We start from the raw sequence: 19,855 nt of genomic DNA, 5'->3' as shown, positions 1-19,855 counted from the left end.
CCTCCTCTGCTTGCATCTCCAATGTAGCATAAACCGTAAATAAGCGATAACAATCCAAATTTTCAATGGTAGAATATAGGAAAAGGGGGTTATCCAATGGAATTTTTCCTGAAACAGCTGGATCATGTGCAGCTTGCCTGTCCTCGCGGCAGTGAAGACCAAGCAAGGCAGTTCTTTGTGGATGTCCTTGATTTTGAGGAAATTGAAAAGCCTGCCACATTGCAGGCAAGAGGCGGTGTTTGGTTCAGCTGCAACGCAATTGCTGTTCACATGGGTGTGGAAGAACCTTTTTCCCCTGCACGAAAAGCCCATCCGGCTTTTGAGGTCGAAGGACTCGCATCGCTACGGCGTCACTTGAGTGACCATAGCGTGGACTTTATCGATGATGAGGATTTGCCCGGTGCAGATCGAATCTATGTGGACGATCCCTTTGGCAACCGCCTCGAATTCCTGGAATGGAAAAAGCCGCACAGTTGATGCTGTGCGGCTTTTTCCTAATAAAGCGAATGTTTGTTTTCAGCTGACTTCCACAACAATGAAAAAGGATGTAAAGCCTGTGCTGGCTTTACATCCTTATCCATCAGTTTGCTACTTTTTCGTCCTCAAGTTTTGCAAGGCGTTCTTCCACTTCTTCCGGAGTCAAGCCGTGTTCTGCCACGTACATGTTACGCGGGGAACGGCGGCAGCTGTCGGAGCAGCCGCGAAGATACTTATGCTCGTTTTCTTCCGAGCAAAGGAACTGGCGGTTGCAGGAAGGATCTGCACAATTCACATAACGTTCACAAGGTTTGCCGTCGAAGTAATCCTTACCTACGACAACATGCTCTGTTTGGTTGACCGGTACGGAAATGCGGGAATCGAATACATACATTCTGCCGTCCCAGAGTTTACCTTGTACTTCGGGATCTTTTCCGTAAGTGGCAATACCGCCATGCAGTTGGGCAACATCCTCAAAGCCCTCGCGTACGAGCCAGCCGGAGAATTTCTCGCAGCGGATACCGCCTGTGCAATATGTCAATACGCGTTTGCCTTCCAATTTGTCTTTGTTTTCGCGGACCCAGTTCGGCAGGTCGCGGAATGTCTCGATGTCAGGACGGATCGCGCCGCGGAAGTGGCCAAGATCGTATTCATAATCATTACGGGCATCAAGGACAACGGTGTTCTCGTCCTGCATCGCTTCATAAAATTCCTTCGGAGACAGGTATTCACCTGTGACCTCGCGAGGGTCTATATCATCTTCAAGACGCAGCGTCACCAATTCAGGGCGGTGGCGTACATGCATTTTCTTGAAAGCATGTCCATCTGCCTCATCGATTTTAAAGATCATATCTTCAAAACCTGGTTTCGCATGCATCATGTCCATATAAGCCTGTGTCTGTTCGACTGTGCCGGAGCAAGTGCCATTGATACCTTCTTTGGCAACAAGGATACGGCCTTTCAGTCCGAGCTCCTTGCATTTCTCCAAATGTTCTTTAGCGAAAGCTTCCGGATCTTCAATATCTACATAGTTGTAATACAATAATACTCGATAGTCGCTCATCTTTTTTTCCACCTGTCATTTATATTTGCAAGATACAAATTTAGGGGATGTCGTTATTCATACTCTTGCAATCAAATATTTTAACACGTATGGAATTCCAGTACAAATGGAAATTAAAACAATTTGTTTTTGAAATAATACCACATGCCAAAAGTGATCAGTACAAGAAGGACGGTGACCCCTGCTGTTGTCCAAGGGCTGTCTTGGAATGGTATAGGGAGATTCATCCCGAAAAATCCGGTCACGAATGTGAGCGGTAGCATGACGGTGGAAATGATCGTCAGGAAGTTCAGTTTTTCCGTCGACTTGGCGCTGATGATGGAATAATACGTATCCAATGCACTATTCACCAAATCACGGAAAGTCTCGGTGGAGTCGACGATACGTTCCAGGTGATCGATCAAGTCCGTATAGAAGGGCACATTCTCTTCCTGGATATCGAATTTCCATTTGCCGTTCACATTCAGGAAAATACGCCGCTGCGGGAGAATCACCCGCCTGATCAGAATGATCGTCCGTTTCAAGGCAAGGAACTCTTCGGTTACCTCTTTGACTCCTTCACTGTACATCTCATCTTCAAGCTCTTCGATCCGGATGCCGATCCGATCCAGGACAGGGAAGTATTCATCCGTGATGCCATCCGCGAGTGCATATAGCAGGAAGTCGGCCCCTTGATTCATGAAGCGGGAGGAGCGGGAGCAGATGGCATCCATCTGGCCGAGCCAGCGCAGCTTATGCTTGTGGATGGTAACGACATAATTGGGTCCTAAAAAGACATTCAGCTCAAGCGTCGTGATTTCGTTGTCACTTTCCTCGTTGTAACGCAGGGCATGGAAGACGAAAAATTTGTATGCATCATAATCATCAACCTTTGCGCGCGGGCTGTCATGCAGGCAGTCCTCGATTGCCAGCGGGTGGAAATCGAATATCCCCGCCAGCTCATGCAATTCATGGGATTTCACATCATAGGCATCAATCCATAGCAGATTATCGGGATCCTCCAAATGCCTATTGCTGTCCTGCAATGAAATATTCGTATGCATCGAGTCTGTTTTATGATCATAAAGATACGTCTTAATCATGCTGCCACCCCTTTCATTACGTTTATTCTTTCACAAAAGCTATAGTCACTATAAAAAAAGGGGTAAGGACTGTCAACTGGAATATTCCTTCTAGAAATCGGGTATGGAAAAGAAAACCGATGGAGAAAATGGAAGGGAAATCACATGTTTTCCGAAAAATAACTTGTAATAAATGCCAATGGTCACAGGTCTAATTACGTCTTTATGAAAGCGGATTCCGCTTACAAAGCCAATGATGTAAGCGTTTTTATAGGGCGTAGGTCTCATTCTGAATTTAATTTGGAGAAAAAGTTAGAATTGACTTGCATTCTTATTGAAAAAAGGGTACTCTTAAAGAGCAAAAGGAAACGGTTGAATAATCTTTACGATCTCTTTCACAATAAGTGGTGTAAAGGTATAACGATTCAATACCTGTACTTTTGTACTTCTATTGTAAGGAGGTCATTTAAATGACTGGAAAAGTAAAATGGTTTAACGCAGACAAAGGTTTTGGTTTCATCGAAAGAGAAGACGGTGACGACGTATTCGTACACTTCTCTGCTATCCAAGCTGACGGCTTCAAAACTCTTGACGAAGGTCAAGAAGTTGAATTCGAAATCGTTGAAGGCAACCGCGGCCCACAAGCTGCTAACGTAACTCGTCTGTAATATATCATACGACGACAGAGGCGCATTCTGGATTTTTCCAGGATGCGTCTTTTATCATTTTCAGGAGGTGTGACTGCTGATGAGCCAAGAGGAGCTGTCCAAAAAGATCATCGAAAAGTACCAGGAAGATGAGCGGATGATGATACGGATATTTACCCAGTGGTGCGCGAATCAAGGTTTGGATGCTGTTTCCTTGTACGGACAAGCCTATCCGGATCAAGGGAAAAATGAAGCATTGCTGGAGGCTTTGGATGAAGTTCTGCCCAAGGAGGAGGCATCCGATATTTCGGATGATATGGTTGTGGAAGTGCTGCAATTTTTCGGTAATGATGATTTGGCTTTCGTTGTCGCTTCGGCTGCAGAAGAAAGGAAGGGGAAACGATAGATGGAACTGCTCGAAAAAGCAATTCTGGAAAGAGGCACCATCATTGGGGACACAATCGTTAAAGTGGATAGCTTTTTGAATCATGAAATGGATACGTCCCTCCTTTATGAAATAGGGAAGGAGTTCCAGCGGAATTTCAGGCACAAACCAGTGACAAAGATTGTAACAATCGAATCAGGCGGTATTGCACCGGCGCTGATGACTGGTTTGGCCTTCAACGTCCCGGTTGTTTATGCGAAAAAGCAGAAATCGCTGACGATGAAGGGTGATGTGTACTGTGAATCCGTCTATTCGTTCACGAAGCAAGTCTACTCGGATGTGACGATTTCAAAAGATAGATTATCATCAGAGGATCATGTGCTCATCATCGATGATTTTCTTGCGAATGGGGAAGCTGCAGCTGGATTGATCAGTATTTTAGAACAAGCTGGTGCTGAAGTAGCAGGTATCGGGATCGTAATCGAGAAAAGCTTCCAGAATGGACGGAAGCGTTTGGAGGAGTTGGGAATCGATGTCGTGTCCCTTGCCCGGATTGCTCGGATCGGAGAAGGGAAGATAGAGTTTCTGAAATCATAAATAATGTGATAGGATGATAGTCTTTGGCTTACATATTGACACTTTTGCCGATTTTCGGCATTTTCCTTCTTGGTTTCATTGGACAAAAACTGTTGAAATTCGACATCAGAAGCATTTCGAAGATGTCGGTTTATCTGCTGTCGCCGGTATTGGCTTTTCAAACTTTTTATGAGAATCGCATGAGTGTGGATTATATCTACCTTGCCATTTTCGTAGTCGGGATCTGTCTTGCGCTTTTATTGATTTGTTATATCATCAGTTTGCTGCGTGGATACGATCGACAGGATACATACAGCCTTATGCTTGGGGCTTCTTTCATGAACAATGGAAATTACGGAACACCGCTCGTGCTGTTCGTTTTCGGGGCGGCGGGCTTTGATTATGCGGTCATCCTGCTTGTATTGCAGCAGCTCGTCATGGTTACAATCGGCGTATTCGTTGCTGCCAAGGGAGGCGGCGCCGTATTATCGCTCCGCGGCACCCTCTTGTCCGTCTTGAAAATACCGATCATTTATGGGGCTCTGCTCGGTATTTTGTTTCAAGTCTCATCCATACCGCTCAGCGGACCGGTCACCGAAGCCATCCATCTCGTAGCTGATGCAGCAATCCCTACCGTCATGATCGTGCTTGGTATGCAGCTGGCCAATATTTCATTGAAATCCTTTGAATATGAGCGCCTTACTTATGCGCTCGTGCTGAAACTGCTCATCTCTCCTGCGATTGCTTATCTTTTCACCTTATTCCTCCCTGTGGATGACATGGTGAAACAGATCATGATTTTGGTAGCCGCAATGCCAACTGCTGCAAATACGACGCTTTATGCGCTTGAATTCGGTGCCAAGCCTGCTTATGTATCAAGTGCGACCATGATCAGCACACTTCTCAGTCTCATCACCTTGCCGCTTTTGCTGTATATACTTGTATAAAGAGGCCAGTTTCCTGGCCTCTTTGCTTATGCTTTCTTCGTGAATAGCTTGATCAAAGCTTGTGTGCCGAGGTCTTCGTCGCCGTTTGCTGCCAGGCGTTCATACAAGGAAAGGCTCAATTCCAATCCTGGGGTCATCAAGCCCATTTCCCGGGCGGCTTCCAAGGCAAGCTTCATGTCCTTGATAAAGTGCTTTACATAGAAGCCTGGATCATAATCCCCCCTGATCATCCGGGGAGCAAGATTGCTCAGGCTGAAACTGCCGGCAGCGCCCGTCGTAATCGATTGAAGCACCTTTGATGGATCCATGCCAGCGTATTCTGCATAGGCAATAGCTTCACAAACACCGACCATATTGCTAGCGATCGTCACCTGGTTGATCAGCTTCGTATGCTGTCCGGAGCCGGCGGGACCTTGGAGGATGATATTTTCCCCCATTGCTTCGAAAAGCGGCAGTGCGGCTTGGAATGCATCTTCGTCGCCGCCGACCATGATGGCGAGTTTCCCGTTTTTGGCGCCGACATCTCCGCCTGAAACGGGAGCATCCAAAGCAAAGAGCCCTTTATCTTTTGCTGCAGCATGAATTTCCTCCGCAAGGGCCGGTTTGGAAGTCGTCATATCGATCACGTATGTACCGGGCTTGGCGTGCTGGAGAATCCCGTTTTCGCCAAAGTAAACTTCCTGCACATCACTGGGATAGCCGACCATTGTGATGATGGCATCCACACTTGCAGCTAGACTTGCAGGTGTATCGTGCCAAACGGCTCCTGCATCGATCAATTCTTCTGCTTTTGCCTTCGTCCTTGTGTAGACTGCCAGCTCAAAACCAGCCTGCATCAAATTGCGGCTCATGCTTTTCCCCATGACGCCTGTACCGATGAATCCGACCTTTTTGATTGTCCCCATATTATCCCTCCTTCGATTCTGTTTTCATCGTACCGCTTAGCAGCTGGAATGTCGAGTGATGGAGATATTTTGGGTGAAAATCACAAACAATTTTTCGACAGCGAAAAACCTCGAAAGATGGCAGTTTTTATTCTAAGATAGATTGTGAAATATGACTGCGGCAGAAAGTAGCGATTGAAAGAGTGAGGGATGTATGGTAAAGTCATTTATACAACATCTTGTTAGTTCAGACATGAATTACTACTATATATAGTTTCGAAGGCGAGCAAGCCGGGTATCGACAGGTGGATGGGGAAATCGCTTCATCAGCCTGATAGACAGTGTTCTGTGACACTTTTTATTTGTCGATTCTGATCTATGCTACTACTGTATCTAGTAGGGCGGGCAGAAGAGACAGCTTCCTGGTAGTTGCTCACTTTGTGCGTTTAGGGGAAAAAGAAGTACTTACTATTACACCTGTATTTTTTGGAGGAGGAAGTTTCAACATGTTAGATACGACACAGACAGTCAATTGGAAAGAGCATGTGGCATCCGTGCTCGAATCACGCTTTGCGCCGGCTGATGCCAAGCATTTGGTGCAATATGGCGAGCGCCTGATGGAACAAAAGGCGTGGTCATCGGAAAAGGAATGGTTGAACCAGCTGATCTTGGAAGGCTTGGCACAGCTGGATGAAGAAGAGCCGCAATGGACATATATCGCAGCCAGCCTATACCTGGAACAGCTTTATTTCCAAGCGTCACAAAACAGAGGATATAATTTCGAAGATAAGTATGGATCCTTCTACAGCTTGATTCAGCAATTGACTGAAATCGGTATCTACAACAAATTCCTTCTCGACACATACAGTGAAGAGGAAATCAACTACTACAACAGCTTGATCGATCATAAAAAAGATGGTTTGTTCACCTATATCGGCTTGCGTACACTTGCAGATCGTTATTTGGCGACTGATCACAAAGGCGGTACATACGAGCTGCCGCAGGAAAGATTCATGATCATCGCCATGACCATCATGAGCAAGGAGCCTGAGGAATCCCGGAAAGAGCTTGTTGCAGAAGCTTACTGGGCATTGAGCAACCTTTATATGACGGTTGCCACGCCAACTCTGTCCAATTCAGGCAAGAGCTACGGTCAGCTTTCCAGCTGCTTCATCGATACAGTCGATGACAGTCTGCAGGGTATCTTCGACAGCAACACAGATATTGCCAACTTATCCAAGAACGGCGGCGGTATCGGGGTCTATCTAGGTAAGATCCGCAGCCGGGGCAGTGCCATCAAAGGCTTTGAAGGTGCTTCTTCTGGTGTGCTTCCGTGGATGAAACAGCTGAACAATACGGCGGTCAGCGTCGATCAGCTTGGTCAGCGCAAAGGTGCTATTGCCACGTATCTTGATATTTGGCATAAGGATATCTTCCCATTCCTTGATGCGAAACTGAATAATGGTGATGAACGTCAGCGTACACACGATTTATTCACAGGTGTCTGCCTGCCTGATATCTTCATGGAACAAGTGCAAGCACGGGGTAATTGGTATCTGTTCGACCCGCATGAAGTCCGCCGCGTGATGGGCTTCTCCTTGGAAGATTTCTATGATGAAACAAGAGGCGAAGGATCTTTCCGTGAGAAGTACTGGGCGTGTGTGGAGAATCCGGACTTGCATAAAGAAGAGGTACCGGCAATCAATGTGATGAAGCGCATCCTGCGCAGCCAGCTGGAAACAGGTGGTCCATTCATGTTCTATCGTGATGAAGTCAACCGTCAAAATGCCAACAAGCATGCAGGCATGATTTATTCCAGCAACCTATGCACGGAAATCATGCAGAACCAGAGCCCGACGCTCATGACGGAACAGACAACAAAGGACGGCAAGATCATCATCACGAAAGAGCCGGGGGATTTCGTCGTATGCAACCTATCTTCCATCTCTTTGGCAAAAGCAGTTACAGAGGACGTGTTGGAGCGTTTGATTCCGATTCAAGTCCGCATGCTGGATAACGTCATCGATTTGAATACGATCCCTGTCCTGCAAGCGCAGCTCACGAATCAGAAATATCGTGCCATCGGACTCGGAACATTCGGCTGGCATCATTTGCTTGCTTTGAAACAGATCGATTGGGAAAGTGATGAGGCTGTTGCATATGCAGATGAGCTTTACGAGAAAATCGCTTACCTGACTATCAAATCCAGTATGGAAATCGCGAAAGAAAAAGGTGCATATCCTATTTTCGAAGGTTCTGAATGGGCAGACGGCAGCTACTTCGACAACAAAGGCTATACCACTGGTGATTCCGAGCTTGACTGGAAAGGCCTGAAGGAGCAAGTGAAGGAAAACGGCATGCGCAATGCTTATTTAATGGCAGTGGCGCCGAACTCTTCCACTGCACTGATTGCTGGAAGCACTGCGACTACAGATCCGATTTTCAGCAAGTTCTATTCCGAAGAGAAGAAGGATTATAAAATCCCTGTCACTGCACCTGATTTGAATGAGGATACGGACCGTTTCTATAAATCCGCTTATGAAATCGATCAGCAATGGAGCGTGAAGCAGAACGCAGCGCGCCAAAAGCATATCGACCAGGCAATTTCTTTCAATATGTATGTACCGAACTCCATCAAAGCAAAAGATTTGCTTGATTTGCATATGGCTGTTTGGGACTCCGGAATCAAGACATCTTACTATTTGCGTTCTACATCCAACTAATAGAAAAAAGGGACCCTATTCACAGGGTCCCTTTTTCTATGCATTTCACTTGTTCGTTCCCGAAGACTGCTGCAGGCAGCTCGTTCTCAAGATATAAACAGGCGTCCTCATCTATGCCATATCCGAGGGGGATATTATGCTGATTCAGACCGGCAAGGAGGTTCGGCTCATCCTGCCATTGGGAGAAGTGGACACTGATCAGCTGGTTTTGAAGGAGACCAAGACCAGGTCCGCTCCAAGCTTGCTGATGGTCTGTATCATGCGGGGAGAGTAAAACAGTTTCAGGCATGATCAAGGCTCCCGCGCTATTCCCTGCCAGCGGTATGCCGGCATGATATTTTTCTGTCAGCAGCTGCTTGAAGGGCTGCTTCGTATAGCGGGAATAGTATGTTTCGGAATGTCCGCCTCCTATGAAGACACCGGTGGCATTTTTTATTATATTCGCTGCCTTTTCGGTATCTAAATACCCCGTCTCATCGGGTACGATAACGGCAATATTATCCTCTCGGACGCCTTGGGCGGTCCAGTGGATTGTATAACGCGGCAGGAAAGCTTCCCAGCCTTCCCGATAGACGATCAATAGGGCAATATACGCTTTTGGACCGCCTGCTGCTTGGGCAAAGTGTACATTGGCTTCTTCCTGGGATGTGTTTCCTCCGAGCAGATACAATTTTCGGGTTTGCATAGGCTTCGCCTCCATTTTCCTGATTATACAATAAGTGCTGTCTTAATAGAGATGGGTTTTCTGTCGCATACTAAGTGGCAGCAGGAAATGAACAGGAGGAAAGTGCATGGTCAGACAACAAACATTGAATGCCTGTAAGGAAATGCTGGAAAATCGTATGCAGGAATTGAAGCAGGCGCTGAAGGACCATTTTGGCACCGAGATGTCCTATACGAAGGATGCCATGGGTGAGTTAAGCAACTATGATAACCATCCCGGTGATACAGCAACGGAATTATACGAGCGGGAGAAGGATATCGCCTTGAATGATCATTTGGAGCAAGAGCTGCAGGATATCAAAGCCGCACTCGGCCGAATAGAAGATGGAACCTATGGTATCTGTAAGATTTCAGGAAAGCCAATCCCGGAAGAACGGCTGCTGGCGATGCCGACGGCAGAAACGCTTGCGGAATATAAACCGCAGCGAATGACGCTGCATGACAGACCGGCAGAGGAAGCTGTCATTCATCCTCGGCTCGAGGACCTTGAAGGGAAAGATGATGAGGAAGATACAGAGCACACCTTTTATGACGGAGAGGATACCTTGCAGGATCTGCAAGCGTACGGCTCGTCGGAGACACCCTCCGATTTTGTGAATGCAGAAAAGGATTATGATTATATGGCAGTGAACTCAGATGAAGAGACAGGAGGAGCACAGGATATCGAGAATTTTCTCTTGGCAGATATGGACGGACATTATGATGGTGTGAATGAAGACCATGAAAAGTATGAGGATTATCTCGAGGATGCCGATGTCAAATCGATTCTCTATGATGAATGAATAAGCCGGGCTGAGATACCCGGTTCCGTTAAGTAAGGAGAAAGAAAGCATACATGCCCATCCCGCGGAATACGTTGTACTACACGTCACGTATTTTAAAAAAGGGGTTGAAGCATGTTGACAGAGGCATGGACTTCAAGATTTTTCAAGCATGATGATCAAGCGGCACGTGATTTCGTGCTGAAATTACCGGATGCTTGGTGGAGCCGCAGCTATGAATATGAATGGGCAGCTTCTTTTGTGGAAGCAGATGATATCGTATTGGATGCTGCTTCCGGAATCAGTCATCCATTCAAGTTTCATTTAGCGGCCTCAGCTAAAACAGTCTATGCATGTGATATAGATGGCAGGATAACAGATGATCAAGCGATCCTGAATGATGTGATCAATGATTTCGGTCCTGAGGAAGCTGCTCGCCTGCCAGAAGGACTGCTTCGGGCAATTCATCGCACCCAGGCAGATTTGACATCCTTGCCGTATGAAGATGCTTTTTTCGATAAGATTTTTTGTATCTCGGTAATGGAGCATCTGGACGTAAGTGTGCAAAAGCGCGCTTGGGAGCAATTCAGCCGCACGCTGAAGCCGGAGGGGCATGTTATTTTGACATTCGATTATCCAACCGTCGATATTGGCATCCTCGAAACATTGGCTGAACTTGCTGGATTTGAATATGCCGGTCCGGTCCATTCGGAAATGCCTGCAGGTGCATTGTTCGATGACCAATGGGGACGGCTGTATTGCTACCGGGCTATTTTTCGGAAGAAGAAACCTCCGTCCACTTGATCAGGTTTGGATGGGGATCAAGGATACTTTCATATTGCTCTTTCTGACCGTAGAGAGCTTGGGGATCCTGCTTGCGGTAACGCTCGTATTTCCGTATACGATCTTCCGTTCTGGCCCAGCCAAAATGCTTGATGCGTACGGTGCTGAGACTGTTGGGCAGCTGAAAGATATTCTCCGGGAAGCGCCCGCAATGCAGCGGGGTGTCCAGCCACTTGTAAGGAAATGCCGGCTGATGGCGCAGCAGGAAGGGGCGATAGAACAAATGGGCCTGCCAATACTGATCTTCCCGATAGTGTTCTTCATCCCAGAAATCATATAGACGGAAGGAATAAAGGTCGAGGCCAGCTTGGTTCAGCAGCTGGTCTTTTTCCGTAAGAAAGGTGTCATCCAGTACTTCATCAGCATCGAGATTAAGAATCCAATCAGGTTTGACAGCAATGGTTTCCTGCCACTGCTGTTTCCGAAGCTTCACTTCATTGCTGAATGTGGATGCAGGATTTTCAATCAATTTCAGCGGGACATCGTATTCCTCGCAAAGCTTGCGGCAAATGGTCTTCGTATCATCTGAGCTATGATCATCGATGATGACAGCTTGATCCACCGCTGGCAGGGAAGAACGCAGGGAATGTTCCAAAAATCGATCGGCTTCATTTTTGACGATCATGGATAAAGTGAGTGTATTACCGCTGGTTTTCGCGACCCGAACATTATAACCGGGCCATTCATTCTCCCATCGGAAGGCGGGGAGCTTCGCTAGATCGGCTTTTCGGTAAAGATGGAACGCTGGGTAATGTGTATCCACATACAAGGGGATGCCGAGTGCGGCAGCACGGATGCAGAAGTGGCGATCTTCCCCCCAAAAGGAGAGGTTCGGGATTTCCCCGAAGTGAACACCTTTTTCCAATGCTTCCCTGCTGATCAATGTACAAGCACCGAGGCCGCCGACTTCGTATAGTCCAGGCTGCTGCATCTGTTCAAGGAATTTTTGATGCCGGCCCATCCGTTCTTCCTCGGATAATGATTCTCCCCGGTGCTTCAGGAATTGATCATATTCATCCTTCAGCCATACTTGCGGCAATGCTTGCGTGCCAGGCTGCCACTCTGTCCAAAAAATACAGGAGATGATATCTTTCCGATTTGCCAGTAATTGCTTCAAGGTGGCTGGGTGCAGAACGATATCGGAATCGACGAAAAAGATATAATCCATTTTCTGCTCGATCGCATAGGAAATGAGCTTATTCTTCAGTGCAGCCACTTTCCAAATCAGGGCTTCCGTCCAGTAATGTGTATGCTCATCCTTATGGTATGTATCGGCTGTTTCGGATGGCAGGATGACAGCGCCATTTTTTGCGGCAAAATCATGAAGTAAAGAACTGGATTCGGGCTCGTCATTATCATCGATGAAACAATAGGAAATGGATATGTCCTTTGATTGCAGATTTTTGAGGGAATCTAAGTAGGCAGTTAATATGGCGGGATCTTGTTTGACGGTTGTACCGATCAATATGTTATACATGAACCATGCTCCTTTATGTAATCTGTTTATAGTGTATTTTCCCGGAGCATGTCATGTGCCTGTTCAGTCGATTTTAAATGTCTTTTTTCTTAACTGATGCAGGAATTGATCTTGTGAAGCTGCGAGCGGCGGAATGGCTTGGAGGTCCATCCACCTATATCGGAAAATCATTCCGTTGTCGGCGCCATTGCCAAAAACCTGATGTTCCCATGTGTCGGGAAGGGGCTTTTTTGTAGGAATCACGAAGAAATGGCGAAGCTGGAGTTCTTGCTTGTGCGGATGGCGAAATGGTGCACTGCCCAGCATTTCGGCCGCAGGAAGATCCTGCAATCCGGATTCTTCGAAAATCTCTCGATGCAAGGCATCCAGTAAATCCTCGCCAGGATCGACTGTACCGCCGGGAATTTGTCTTCCTGCTTCTGGTATATCCCGATGCGTGTGCACAAGCAGTTGCTGGATATCTTTATGGTTTCGGATGATATAAGCCAAAACTTTTTCAACCAAATCATTCCACCTCCTTATAGGATTATAAATAAAAAAGCGATCACCTGAAAATGATTCGGTGATCGCTTTTTTGGAAAGCTCGGGCGAGAGCATGTTCGGCCGCTAAAATGACATTTGGGGATATCATGTTTGGTTTCGTTAAGGGTGCGGCCTGCATCTATCTGATCAATAAGCAGAGCTTATTGTTGTTGTTGTTGTGTGGATTGTTCCGACTGTGCCGTTTGATCCTTGGCTAATGTCAGTTTTGTTGTTTCTTTCTTACCATCACGGTAATACGTGACGGTTACCTTATCACCGATTTTCTTATCGGAATAAAGATAAGAGCGCAAATCAACCATGCTGGTGATATCCTGATCATCGATTTTCGTAATGACATCGTATTGCTGCAAGCCTGCATCAGCTGCCGGTGAGTTCTCTACCACTTGGGCAAGTACGACACCCTGTGTCACACCTTCCGGCAGGTTCAAGGTTTGCTGTGCATTTACTTGCGGCACTTGATCGAGGCTGACTGCACCAATGCCGACATATGGGCGTTCCACTTTACCGGATTTCTCCAGTTGGTTGATGATTGGTTTGGCAGCATCGATCGGGATGGCAAAACCGATTCCTTCAACCTCTTCCTGCGCAATCTTCATGGAGTTGATACCGATGACTTCCCCGTTTGCATTGATGAGTGCACCGCCGCTGTTACCAGGGTTGATCGCTGCATCTGTCTGTAAAACCTCCGTTACCCAATCCTCTGTACCATCGTTATTTGAATCGACTGCTACGGAACGATCCAATCCGCTGATGATACCTTGTGTCACGGAACCTGCGAATTCAGCTCCCAATGGATTACCGATGGCAATGGCTTGCTGTCCGACTGTAAGGTCATCTGAAGTACCGAATGTAGCTACTGTATCTACGTTGGCTCCGTCGATCTCAAGTACAGCCAGGTCGCTTATCTGGTCTGTTCCAAGCAATGTCGCTTTTGCTTTTTCGCCATTGGCTAGCGTGACTTCCAGGCTGGTCGCTCCGTCGACAACGTGATTGTTCGTCACGATGTATGCCTTGCCATTCTCTTTCTTATAAATGACACCGGAACCGGAACCGGCTTCCTCTGATTCAGAGAACAAATCCGTTTGCTGCAGATTCTCGACTCCCACTACTGCTGCCGAGGCATCCTGGATGGCACTGGTCAGGTTTTGGGTACTTGTCTGAGTTGCCAATGTCTTGTTGCTTGATTCCGTCGTGGATGTATTATTTGTACCCATCGTCGATGGGCTGGCTGTATTGGAACCAAAGGAAATCACATTTGTGAAAACAAGGATGGCCACAATAGCAAGTACCAAGATACCGCCTGCGATACCGCTGACGAAGCCCGTCCATACTTTTCCTTTTTGCTTTGGCGGCTGCTGCTCTTTGATCGGTTCTTCCACTTGAATTGCTTGTCTGTATTTAGGTGGTGTTTCCTCTATCGACTCAGCATCCTTATGCTGATCGTCCATATAAGCCGGCTCTTGTTCGTTTGTATCGTGCTGCCATCCTTCTGGATGCTCATTGTATTGATTGTCATTTTCTCTATTCATGTAAGACACCTCTTTCGTGTTGTATATGCGTCGTTCTATACTACACATTCTACTGTCTGGTTTTGGCATCTTTTTGGAGCAATTATGTAAAATATGTGGAATGGGCAATTGACAGGAAAGTCTTTTCTTTTTGTGATTTTGTGGGAAAATAACCGTAGAGAGGAAAGGGGTACGACAAAATGACGCATCATATAATCGTTGTCGAAGACGATCAAAATATACGGAATATAGTAGAAGCCTATTTGAAAAAGGAAGGCTATCGGATCAGTGTAGCCGAAACAGCAGAGCTGGCACTTGAAATTGCCGATCAAGAAATACCGGATATGTGGATCATGGATATCATGCTGCCAGGTATGGATGGATACGCGCTTTGCAATAAAATCCGTCAGACAAGCGAAGTGCCGATCATCATCATCTCAGCAAAGGACGAAGAGATCGACCGAATCCTCGGTTTGGAGCTTGGAGGGGATGATTATTTGACCAAGCCCTTCAGCCCCAGGGAATTGGTCGCGCGTGTGAAACGGTTGTTCAAGAGATGGAACCCGCAAACGAATCAAGGGGCACAGCAAGTCAAACAAATGGATTTGCAGGCAGGTGACTTGCAGCTTCAATTAGGAGAACGCCGTGTCTACTGGCATGAAGCAGAAGTGGAAGTGACAGCGAAGGAATTCGAAATGCTTGTGATACTGGTCCAGAATCCGAACCGGGCTTTTTCGCGTGATGAATTGCTGACACAAGTATGGGGGGAAGACTATTTTGGCAGTGATCGTGCAGTGGATGATTTAGTGAAGCGATTGCGCAAGAAGATGGACGGTATCCCGATTGAAACAGTCTGGGGCTTCGGGTATCGGTTCAGGATGAACGAAGCATGAGACTGAAGACCCAGCTTAATATTGCATTTACAACTTTGCTGATTATTGTGATGGGATTCACAGCTATTACCCTGTATTCGCAAATCCGGGGACTGCTTGTTACAAATGAGACGAGACAGCTCGAGGAAAGCGGCCAAATTTTAATTACAGCGATTAGCGGTGTAGATACCATTCCTGCTGCTACGCTTGATTCCATGCTCAATAATTTGGATCTCAAAATGTTCATTTATGATGAAGAAACAGAGCAGGTGACCTATACCAACCTTGTTCGGATCGACGCAGAACGATTTGCAGCCAAATATGATACCGCCCCGACCAATAAGAATACAATCTGGCAGGAGAACCGCAATAGCTATGTGGTTAAATCGATCAGAACCAGCGAGAATCAAAATATGGTCATCCTCCGCCCGATTCGTGAATTGGAAGAGGTGCAGGAAAGCTTCTTTCAGCGTATATTCCTTGTGTTCCTGATCGGTGTCATGATAGCCATCTTAATCAGCACTTATCTGACACAGCGTCTGGTCAAGCCGCTCACGGAATTAAAATATCAGCTGAAGAAAATCGAACGGCGTGAATTCGATAATATAAAATCCGTGAAAGCCAGCGGTGAAATCAAAGAAGTGGAACAAAGTGCAATCGAGATGGCCAAGGAATTGAACCGCTATATCACATCCCAGCGGCAATTCTTCCAAAACGCCAGCCATGAATTGAAAACACCGCTCATGACGATCCAAGGATACGCGGAGGGAATCAAAGATGGTGTCTTCACAGGCAAGGATCAAGAACACGGACTCGAAGTCGTTGTATCCGAGATCAAGCGTTTGAAGCAGCTTATCAACGAAATGATCCTGCTGGCCAAGCTCGACAGTGAAGAAGGTATTTACAAAGAAGAGAAAATGGAGATCAAAGAGCTAGTCGATTTGACGATCGATCGTGCCTTGCCTCTTGCAAGCGACAAGGATATCCAGCTTACCTACAATAAACCTGCTGCAATCGTGATTAATGGGGATAAAGAGAAACTGCTTCGGGCAATGATGAATATAACGTCCAATGCAATCCGGCATGCCCATAGCAGGGTGCATATCTCGGTGCAGCCAAGCAGCTTCAAGCAAGTTGAGATCAAAATCAATGATGATGGTCCGGGTATCGACGATGACCTGCTGCCGAATATGTTCCAGCGCTTCGTCAAAGGTGAAGGCGGAGAAACCGGACTCGGCCTGGCGATCTCGCGTGCGATCGTGGAACGGCATAACGGTATCATCCGTGCAGGGAAATCCGATCTGGGCGGCGCAAGCTTTACGATAATATTATAATGTTAATGTTTACCTATCCTATTGTACCGGTTATGAACTGTGGTATAATTAACAGGTTGTAGTCGGTTAGGATTACATGAAGAAGAGGAGACATGTATACATGCAATTTAGAGAAGATATTCGCAATATCGCGATTATTGCCCACGTTGACCACGGAAAAACGACTTTGGTCGACCAGTTGCTGAAATATTCTGGTACCTTCCGTGATAATGAGCACGTGGATGAGCGCGCAATGGATTCCAATGACTTGGAAAAAGAGCGCGGAATCACAATCTTAGCGAAAAACACTGCGATTAATTATAACGATACACGCATTAACATATTGGATACACCAGGACACGCCGATTTCGGCGGTGAGGTGGAACGCGTACTGAAAATGGTAGACGGTGTTTTACTAGTCGTGGATGCTTATGAAGGTGCAATGCCCCAGACTCGTTTCGTATTGAAAAAAGCCTTGGAGCAAAAGCTTACTCCGGTTGTAGTCGTGAACAAAATCGACAAACCAAGCGCACGCCCCGAGCATGTCATCGACGAAGTGCTTGATTTGTTCATCGAATTGGGCGCAGATGATGACCAGCTTGAATTCCCTGTTGTCTACGCTTCTGCATTGAACGGTACTTCCGGCGAGGAGCCCGACGAGCAGGTAGAATCCATGGATGCCATCTTCAAAACGATCATGGATAACATTCCGGCACCGATCGACAACGCTGATGAAGGCTTGCAGTTCCAGGTCACCATCTTGGATTACAATGACTTCCTGGGCCGTATCGGTATCGGACGTATTTTCCGCGGCTCCGTCAAAGTCGGTGATCAGGTTGCCCTGATGAAGAAAGACGGATCCGTGAAGAACTTCCGCATTACGAAGCTATTCGGCTTCATCGGTTTGAAACGAATCGAGATCACAGAAGCCAAAGCTGGTGACATCGTTGCAGTTGCCGGTCTTGAGGACATCAACGTCGGAGAGACCGTCTGCTCCGTGGACCAGCAGGAGGCATTGCCGGTTCCGCGTATCGATGAACCGACATTGCAGATGACATTCCTGGTGAACAACAGTCCGTTCGCCGGTAAGGAAGGTAAGTACATCACTTCCCGTAAAATCGAGGAGCGTCTGCTTAACCAGCTTGAGACAGATGTCAGTCTCCGTGTGGAACCAACCGATTCCCCTGACGCTTGGACAGTATCCGGACGTGGAGAGCTTCACCTTTCCATCCTGATCGAGAACATGCGCCGCGAAGGCTATGAGCTTCAATTGTCCAAACCGCAGGTAATCCTCAAGGAAATCGACGGTAAAATGTGCGAACCGGTAGAACGCGTACAAGCGGATGTGCCGGAAGAATACACTGGGGCAGTCATGGAATCCTTGGGTTCCCGTAAAGGGGAAATGGTCGACATGATCAACCAAGGAAATGGTCAAGTGCGTCTTGAGTTCCGTGTACCTTCCCGTGGATTGATCGGATATTCCACTGAATTCATGTCCCAAACACGCGGATTCGGTATCTTGAACCATACATTCGATGGCTATGAGCCAGTCGTTTCCGGACAAGTGGGCGGAAGATCCAAAGGTGTGCTTGTCGCCCTTGAACAAGGTAAAGCATCAACCTACGGTATCATGAAATTGGAAGACCGCGGCGTCATCTTCGTACCGCCTGGCACGGATGTCTATGCCGGTATGATCGTTGGAGAGCATAGCCGTGACAACGATCTGACAGTCAATATCACTGTTGAGAAACATTTGACTAACGTCCGTTCTGCGACGAAGGACCAAACGTCCACTATTCGCAAGACGCGTGATTTGTCCCTTGAAGAGGCAATCGAGTACTTGAACGATGATGAGTATTGCGAGGTTACACCGGAGTCCATCCGTCTTCGTAAGAAAATCCTTAACAAGAACGAACGTGAAAAAGCAGCGAAAAAGAAAAAAGCATAATCGGAAGCCCGGCATCCTGATGCTGGGCTTTTGCTTTTATGTTGTGGAATGGAGTTTCATCCCTTAAAATGGGAATAGCTCCAGATGGGGCAGAAAGGAAGGATGATATGACCAGACTATGGAGCAGGCTCCGTTTTCTGTTCAATTTCCGCAAGTCGATTCCATTTCTGAAAGCTTTCTTCACAGCTAAAGAGGTGGCAGCAGCCAAGAAGGTAACCGCCATTGCATTGATTGTCCTGTACTTTGTCTTCCCGTTTGATTTGGTACCGGATTTCCTCATCGGAATTGGTATCGTCGATGATTTGGCAGTCGCAACACTCATCCTGCAGCTTATCATCAAGATGGCCCCGGCACATATCAAAGCGAAATATGCTATTGATCGAAACGATAATAAAGTGATAGATATATGAAAAAGCACCCAGGTGGGCGCTTTTTTTCGCTCGGGAAAGAAGAGGTCCTGGGATCGGGAGGTTTTACAGTTTACGAGCAATACGGATACAGTCGTTTCCTTTGCTTTTTTCATCGTGTACTGATTGCTATCATTCTTCTCTCCTCCTGTCTTGCCTGCTATAAATAACGACGGAAGCAAGAAGGAAAAGTATTCAAAAAAAATCCTGCTGTCTTTTTGGACAGCAGGTTTTCGATAACTTATCTGTTTTTCTTCTTACGGAAGCCGCCGGCTATATCCGCTTGTTTGAATTCTTTGCGGAATGCGACCTCACGAGCATCAGATAGACTGACACCATTCATCCGTACAGGCTGATAGTTGCCATATTGCTTAGCCATGCGATCATCCTCCTTTTTACGGGTTAACAAAAGTTTACCCTTGTGACACGGGTTCTAAACAAGGGTTGCATCTTTCGTTAAAAAAGCTATAATAAAAAACAATATACACATGCCGATAAGAAAGAGAGTACTGCAGCTGGAAACAAAAGCGAGTCCCGGACGGTGGAAGCGGGATGCGGAAGGCGGCAGGAACCGGACTTTCTTGGCTGCAGCCCTGAACGTACGTGAAGCAGTAGGGGCTGCCGGGAGCTATCATTCCCGTTATCCAATTGAGCAGGTCCGATCAGGACAATTAGAGTGGCACCGCGGGTAACCGTC

General features: G+C 46.8%; 21 protein-coding genes. 13 read left to right on the top strand and 8 right to left on the bottom strand.

The window, feature by feature from the left end:
* The first annotated feature begins 96 nt into the window (after positions 1 to 96).
* Positions 97 to 477: a VOC family protein gene (locus tag MHI54_RS06180; protein WP_340082639.1), complete on the top strand. Its 381-nt coding sequence runs from the start codon at positions 97 to 99 to the stop codon at positions 475 to 477.
* A gap of 103 nt (positions 478 to 580) precedes the next feature.
* Here MHI54_RS06180 and MHI54_RS06175 read toward each other — a convergent pair whose 3' ends face one another.
* Positions 581 to 1,540: a rhodanese-related sulfurtransferase gene (locus MHI54_RS06175; RefSeq protein ID WP_095216950.1), complete on the bottom strand. Its 960-nt coding sequence runs from the start codon at positions 1,538 to 1,540 to the stop codon at positions 581 to 583.
* Positions 1,541 to 1,653: 113 nt separating this feature from the next.
* Positions 1,654 to 2,622, bottom strand: a complete 969-nt coding sequence (gene corA, locus MHI54_RS06170) for a magnesium/cobalt transporter CorA (protein WP_095216949.1) — start codon at positions 2,620 to 2,622, stop codon at positions 1,654 to 1,656.
* Between the two features lie 449 nt (positions 2,623 to 3,071).
* Between corA and MHI54_RS06165 the strand changes: the two genes are divergently transcribed.
* The 4 genes from MHI54_RS06165 (at position 3,072) to MHI54_RS06150 (ending at position 5,156) form a co-directional block, all read left to right on the top strand.
* Positions 3,072 to 3,269, top strand: coding sequence for a cold shock domain-containing protein (locus MHI54_RS06165; RefSeq protein ID WP_077305238.1), 198 nt, complete (start codon positions 3,072 to 3,074; stop codon positions 3,267 to 3,269).
* Between the two features lie 79 nt (positions 3,270 to 3,348).
* Entirely contained in the window at positions 3,349 to 3,654 is a 306-nt protein-coding gene (locus tag MHI54_RS06160) for a hypothetical protein (protein WP_095216948.1), read from the top strand.
* Complete coding sequence (locus MHI54_RS06155) at positions 3,655 to 4,230, top strand: xanthine phosphoribosyltransferase (protein WP_095216947.1); 576 nt, start codon at positions 3,655 to 3,657, stop codon at positions 4,228 to 4,230.
* Between the two features lie 23 nt (positions 4,231 to 4,253).
* Positions 4,254 to 5,156: an AEC family transporter gene (locus MHI54_RS06150; protein WP_095216946.1), complete on the top strand. Its 903-nt coding sequence runs from the start codon at positions 4,254 to 4,256 to the stop codon at positions 5,154 to 5,156.
* Between the two features lie 26 nt (positions 5,157 to 5,182).
* On the opposite strand, the gene MHI54_RS06145 is transcribed toward MHI54_RS06150, so the two are convergent.
* Positions 5,183 to 6,061 carry an NAD(P)-dependent oxidoreductase gene (locus MHI54_RS06145; protein ID WP_095216945.1) on the bottom strand — a complete coding sequence of 293 codons (879 nt, stop codon included), beginning with the start codon at positions 6,059 to 6,061 and terminating at the stop codon, positions 5,183 to 5,185.
* A 485-nt stretch (positions 6,062 to 6,546) separates the two neighbouring features.
* On the opposite strand from MHI54_RS06145, the gene MHI54_RS06140 reads away from it, so the two are divergent.
* The gene (locus MHI54_RS06140; protein WP_095216944.1) at positions 6,547 to 8,763 is read left to right on the top strand and encodes a ribonucleoside-diphosphate reductase subunit alpha; all 2,217 of its coding nucleotides are present in this window, start codon (positions 6,547 to 6,549) and stop codon (positions 8,761 to 8,763) included.
* Positions 8,764 to 8,782: 19 nt separating this feature from the next.
* On the opposite strand, the gene MHI54_RS06135 is transcribed toward MHI54_RS06140, so the two are convergent.
* Complete coding sequence (locus MHI54_RS06135; RefSeq protein ID WP_158221578.1) at positions 8,783 to 9,448, bottom strand: Type 1 glutamine amidotransferase-like domain-containing protein; 666 nt, start codon at positions 9,446 to 9,448, stop codon at positions 8,783 to 8,785.
* Positions 9,449 to 9,554: 106 nt separating this feature from the next.
* On the opposite strand from MHI54_RS06135, the gene MHI54_RS06130 reads away from it, so the two are divergent.
* Together MHI54_RS06130 and MHI54_RS06125 are read left to right on the top strand one after the other, a co-directional pair.
* Positions 9,555 to 10,268, top strand: coding sequence for a TraR/DksA C4-type zinc finger protein (locus tag MHI54_RS06130; RefSeq protein WP_095216942.1), 714 nt, complete (start codon positions 9,555 to 9,557; stop codon positions 10,266 to 10,268).
* A gap of 114 nt (positions 10,269 to 10,382) precedes the next feature.
* Entirely contained in the window at positions 10,383 to 11,051 is a 669-nt protein-coding gene (locus MHI54_RS06125) for a class I SAM-dependent methyltransferase (protein ID WP_095216941.1), read from the top strand.
* On the opposite strand, the gene MHI54_RS06120 is transcribed toward MHI54_RS06125, so the two are convergent.
* The 3 genes from MHI54_RS06120 to MHI54_RS06110 all read right to left on the bottom strand — a co-directional run bounded on the left by MHI54_RS06120 (position 11,017) and on the right by MHI54_RS06110 (position 14,639).
* Positions 11,017 to 12,567 carry a glycosyltransferase gene (locus MHI54_RS06120; RefSeq protein WP_095216940.1) on the bottom strand — a complete coding sequence of 517 codons (1,551 nt, stop codon included), beginning with the start codon at positions 12,565 to 12,567 and terminating at the stop codon, positions 11,017 to 11,019. The two genes, MHI54_RS06125 and MHI54_RS06120, sit on opposite strands and share 35 nt — an antisense overlap.
* 63 nt (positions 12,568 to 12,630) lie before the next feature.
* Positions 12,631 to 13,071 (bottom strand): NUDIX domain-containing protein, encoded by a 441-nt coding sequence (locus MHI54_RS06115; RefSeq protein WP_158221577.1) that lies wholly within the window; start codon positions 13,069 to 13,071, stop codon positions 12,631 to 12,633.
* Positions 13,072 to 13,250: 179 nt separating this feature from the next.
* Positions 13,251 to 14,639, bottom strand: a complete 1,389-nt coding sequence (locus MHI54_RS06110) for a trypsin-like peptidase domain-containing protein (protein WP_233135140.1) — start codon at positions 14,637 to 14,639, stop codon at positions 13,251 to 13,253.
* A gap of 179 nt (positions 14,640 to 14,818) precedes the next feature.
* Between MHI54_RS06110 and MHI54_RS06105 the strand changes: the two genes are divergently transcribed.
* The 4 genes from MHI54_RS06105 to MHI54_RS06090 all read left to right on the top strand — a co-directional run bounded on the left by MHI54_RS06105 (position 14,819) and on the right by MHI54_RS06090 (position 19,161).
* The gene (locus MHI54_RS06105; protein ID WP_095216938.1) at positions 14,819 to 15,511 is read left to right on the top strand and encodes a response regulator transcription factor; all 693 of its coding nucleotides are present in this window, start codon (positions 14,819 to 14,821) and stop codon (positions 15,509 to 15,511) included.
* Positions 15,508 to 16,824 (top strand): HAMP domain-containing sensor histidine kinase, encoded by a 1,317-nt coding sequence (locus MHI54_RS06100; RefSeq protein ID WP_095216937.1) that lies wholly within the window; start codon positions 15,508 to 15,510, stop codon positions 16,822 to 16,824. Before MHI54_RS06105 ends, MHI54_RS06100 begins: the two co-directional genes overlap by 4 nt.
* Before the next feature lie 100 nt (positions 16,825 to 16,924).
* Positions 16,925 to 18,751, top strand: a complete 1,827-nt coding sequence (gene typA, locus MHI54_RS06095; RefSeq protein WP_095216936.1) for a translational GTPase TypA — start codon at positions 16,925 to 16,927, stop codon at positions 18,749 to 18,751.
* A 107-nt stretch (positions 18,752 to 18,858) separates the two neighbouring features.
* On the top strand, positions 18,859 to 19,161 hold the full coding sequence (locus MHI54_RS06090) for a DUF1232 domain-containing protein (protein WP_340082633.1): 303 nt from the start codon (positions 18,859 to 18,861) through the stop codon (positions 19,159 to 19,161).
* A gap of 238 nt (positions 19,162 to 19,399) precedes the next feature.
* Here MHI54_RS06090 and MHI54_RS06085 read toward each other — a convergent pair whose 3' ends face one another.
* Complete coding sequence (locus MHI54_RS06085; RefSeq protein ID WP_198946061.1) at positions 19,400 to 19,537, bottom strand: hypothetical protein; 138 nt, start codon at positions 19,535 to 19,537, stop codon at positions 19,400 to 19,402.
* A gap of 109 nt (positions 19,538 to 19,646) precedes the next feature.
* Here MHI54_RS06085 and MHI54_RS06080 point away from each other — a divergent pair, with 109 nt between their 5' ends.
* A complete protein-coding gene (locus MHI54_RS06080) occupies positions 19,647 to 19,850 on the top strand; it encodes a hypothetical protein (protein ID WP_095216935.1) in 204 nt (67 codons plus the stop codon).
* The last annotated feature ends 5 nt before the right edge of the window (positions 19,851 to 19,855 follow it).

Source organism: Terribacillus sp. FSL K6-0262 (genome assembly GCF_037977385.1).
Lineage (GTDB): Bacteria > Bacillota > Bacilli > Bacillales > Amphibacillaceae > Terribacillus.
The sequence above is the reverse complement of the archived record's forward strand: the minus strand, read 5'-3'. Positions and strand labels throughout refer to the sequence as shown.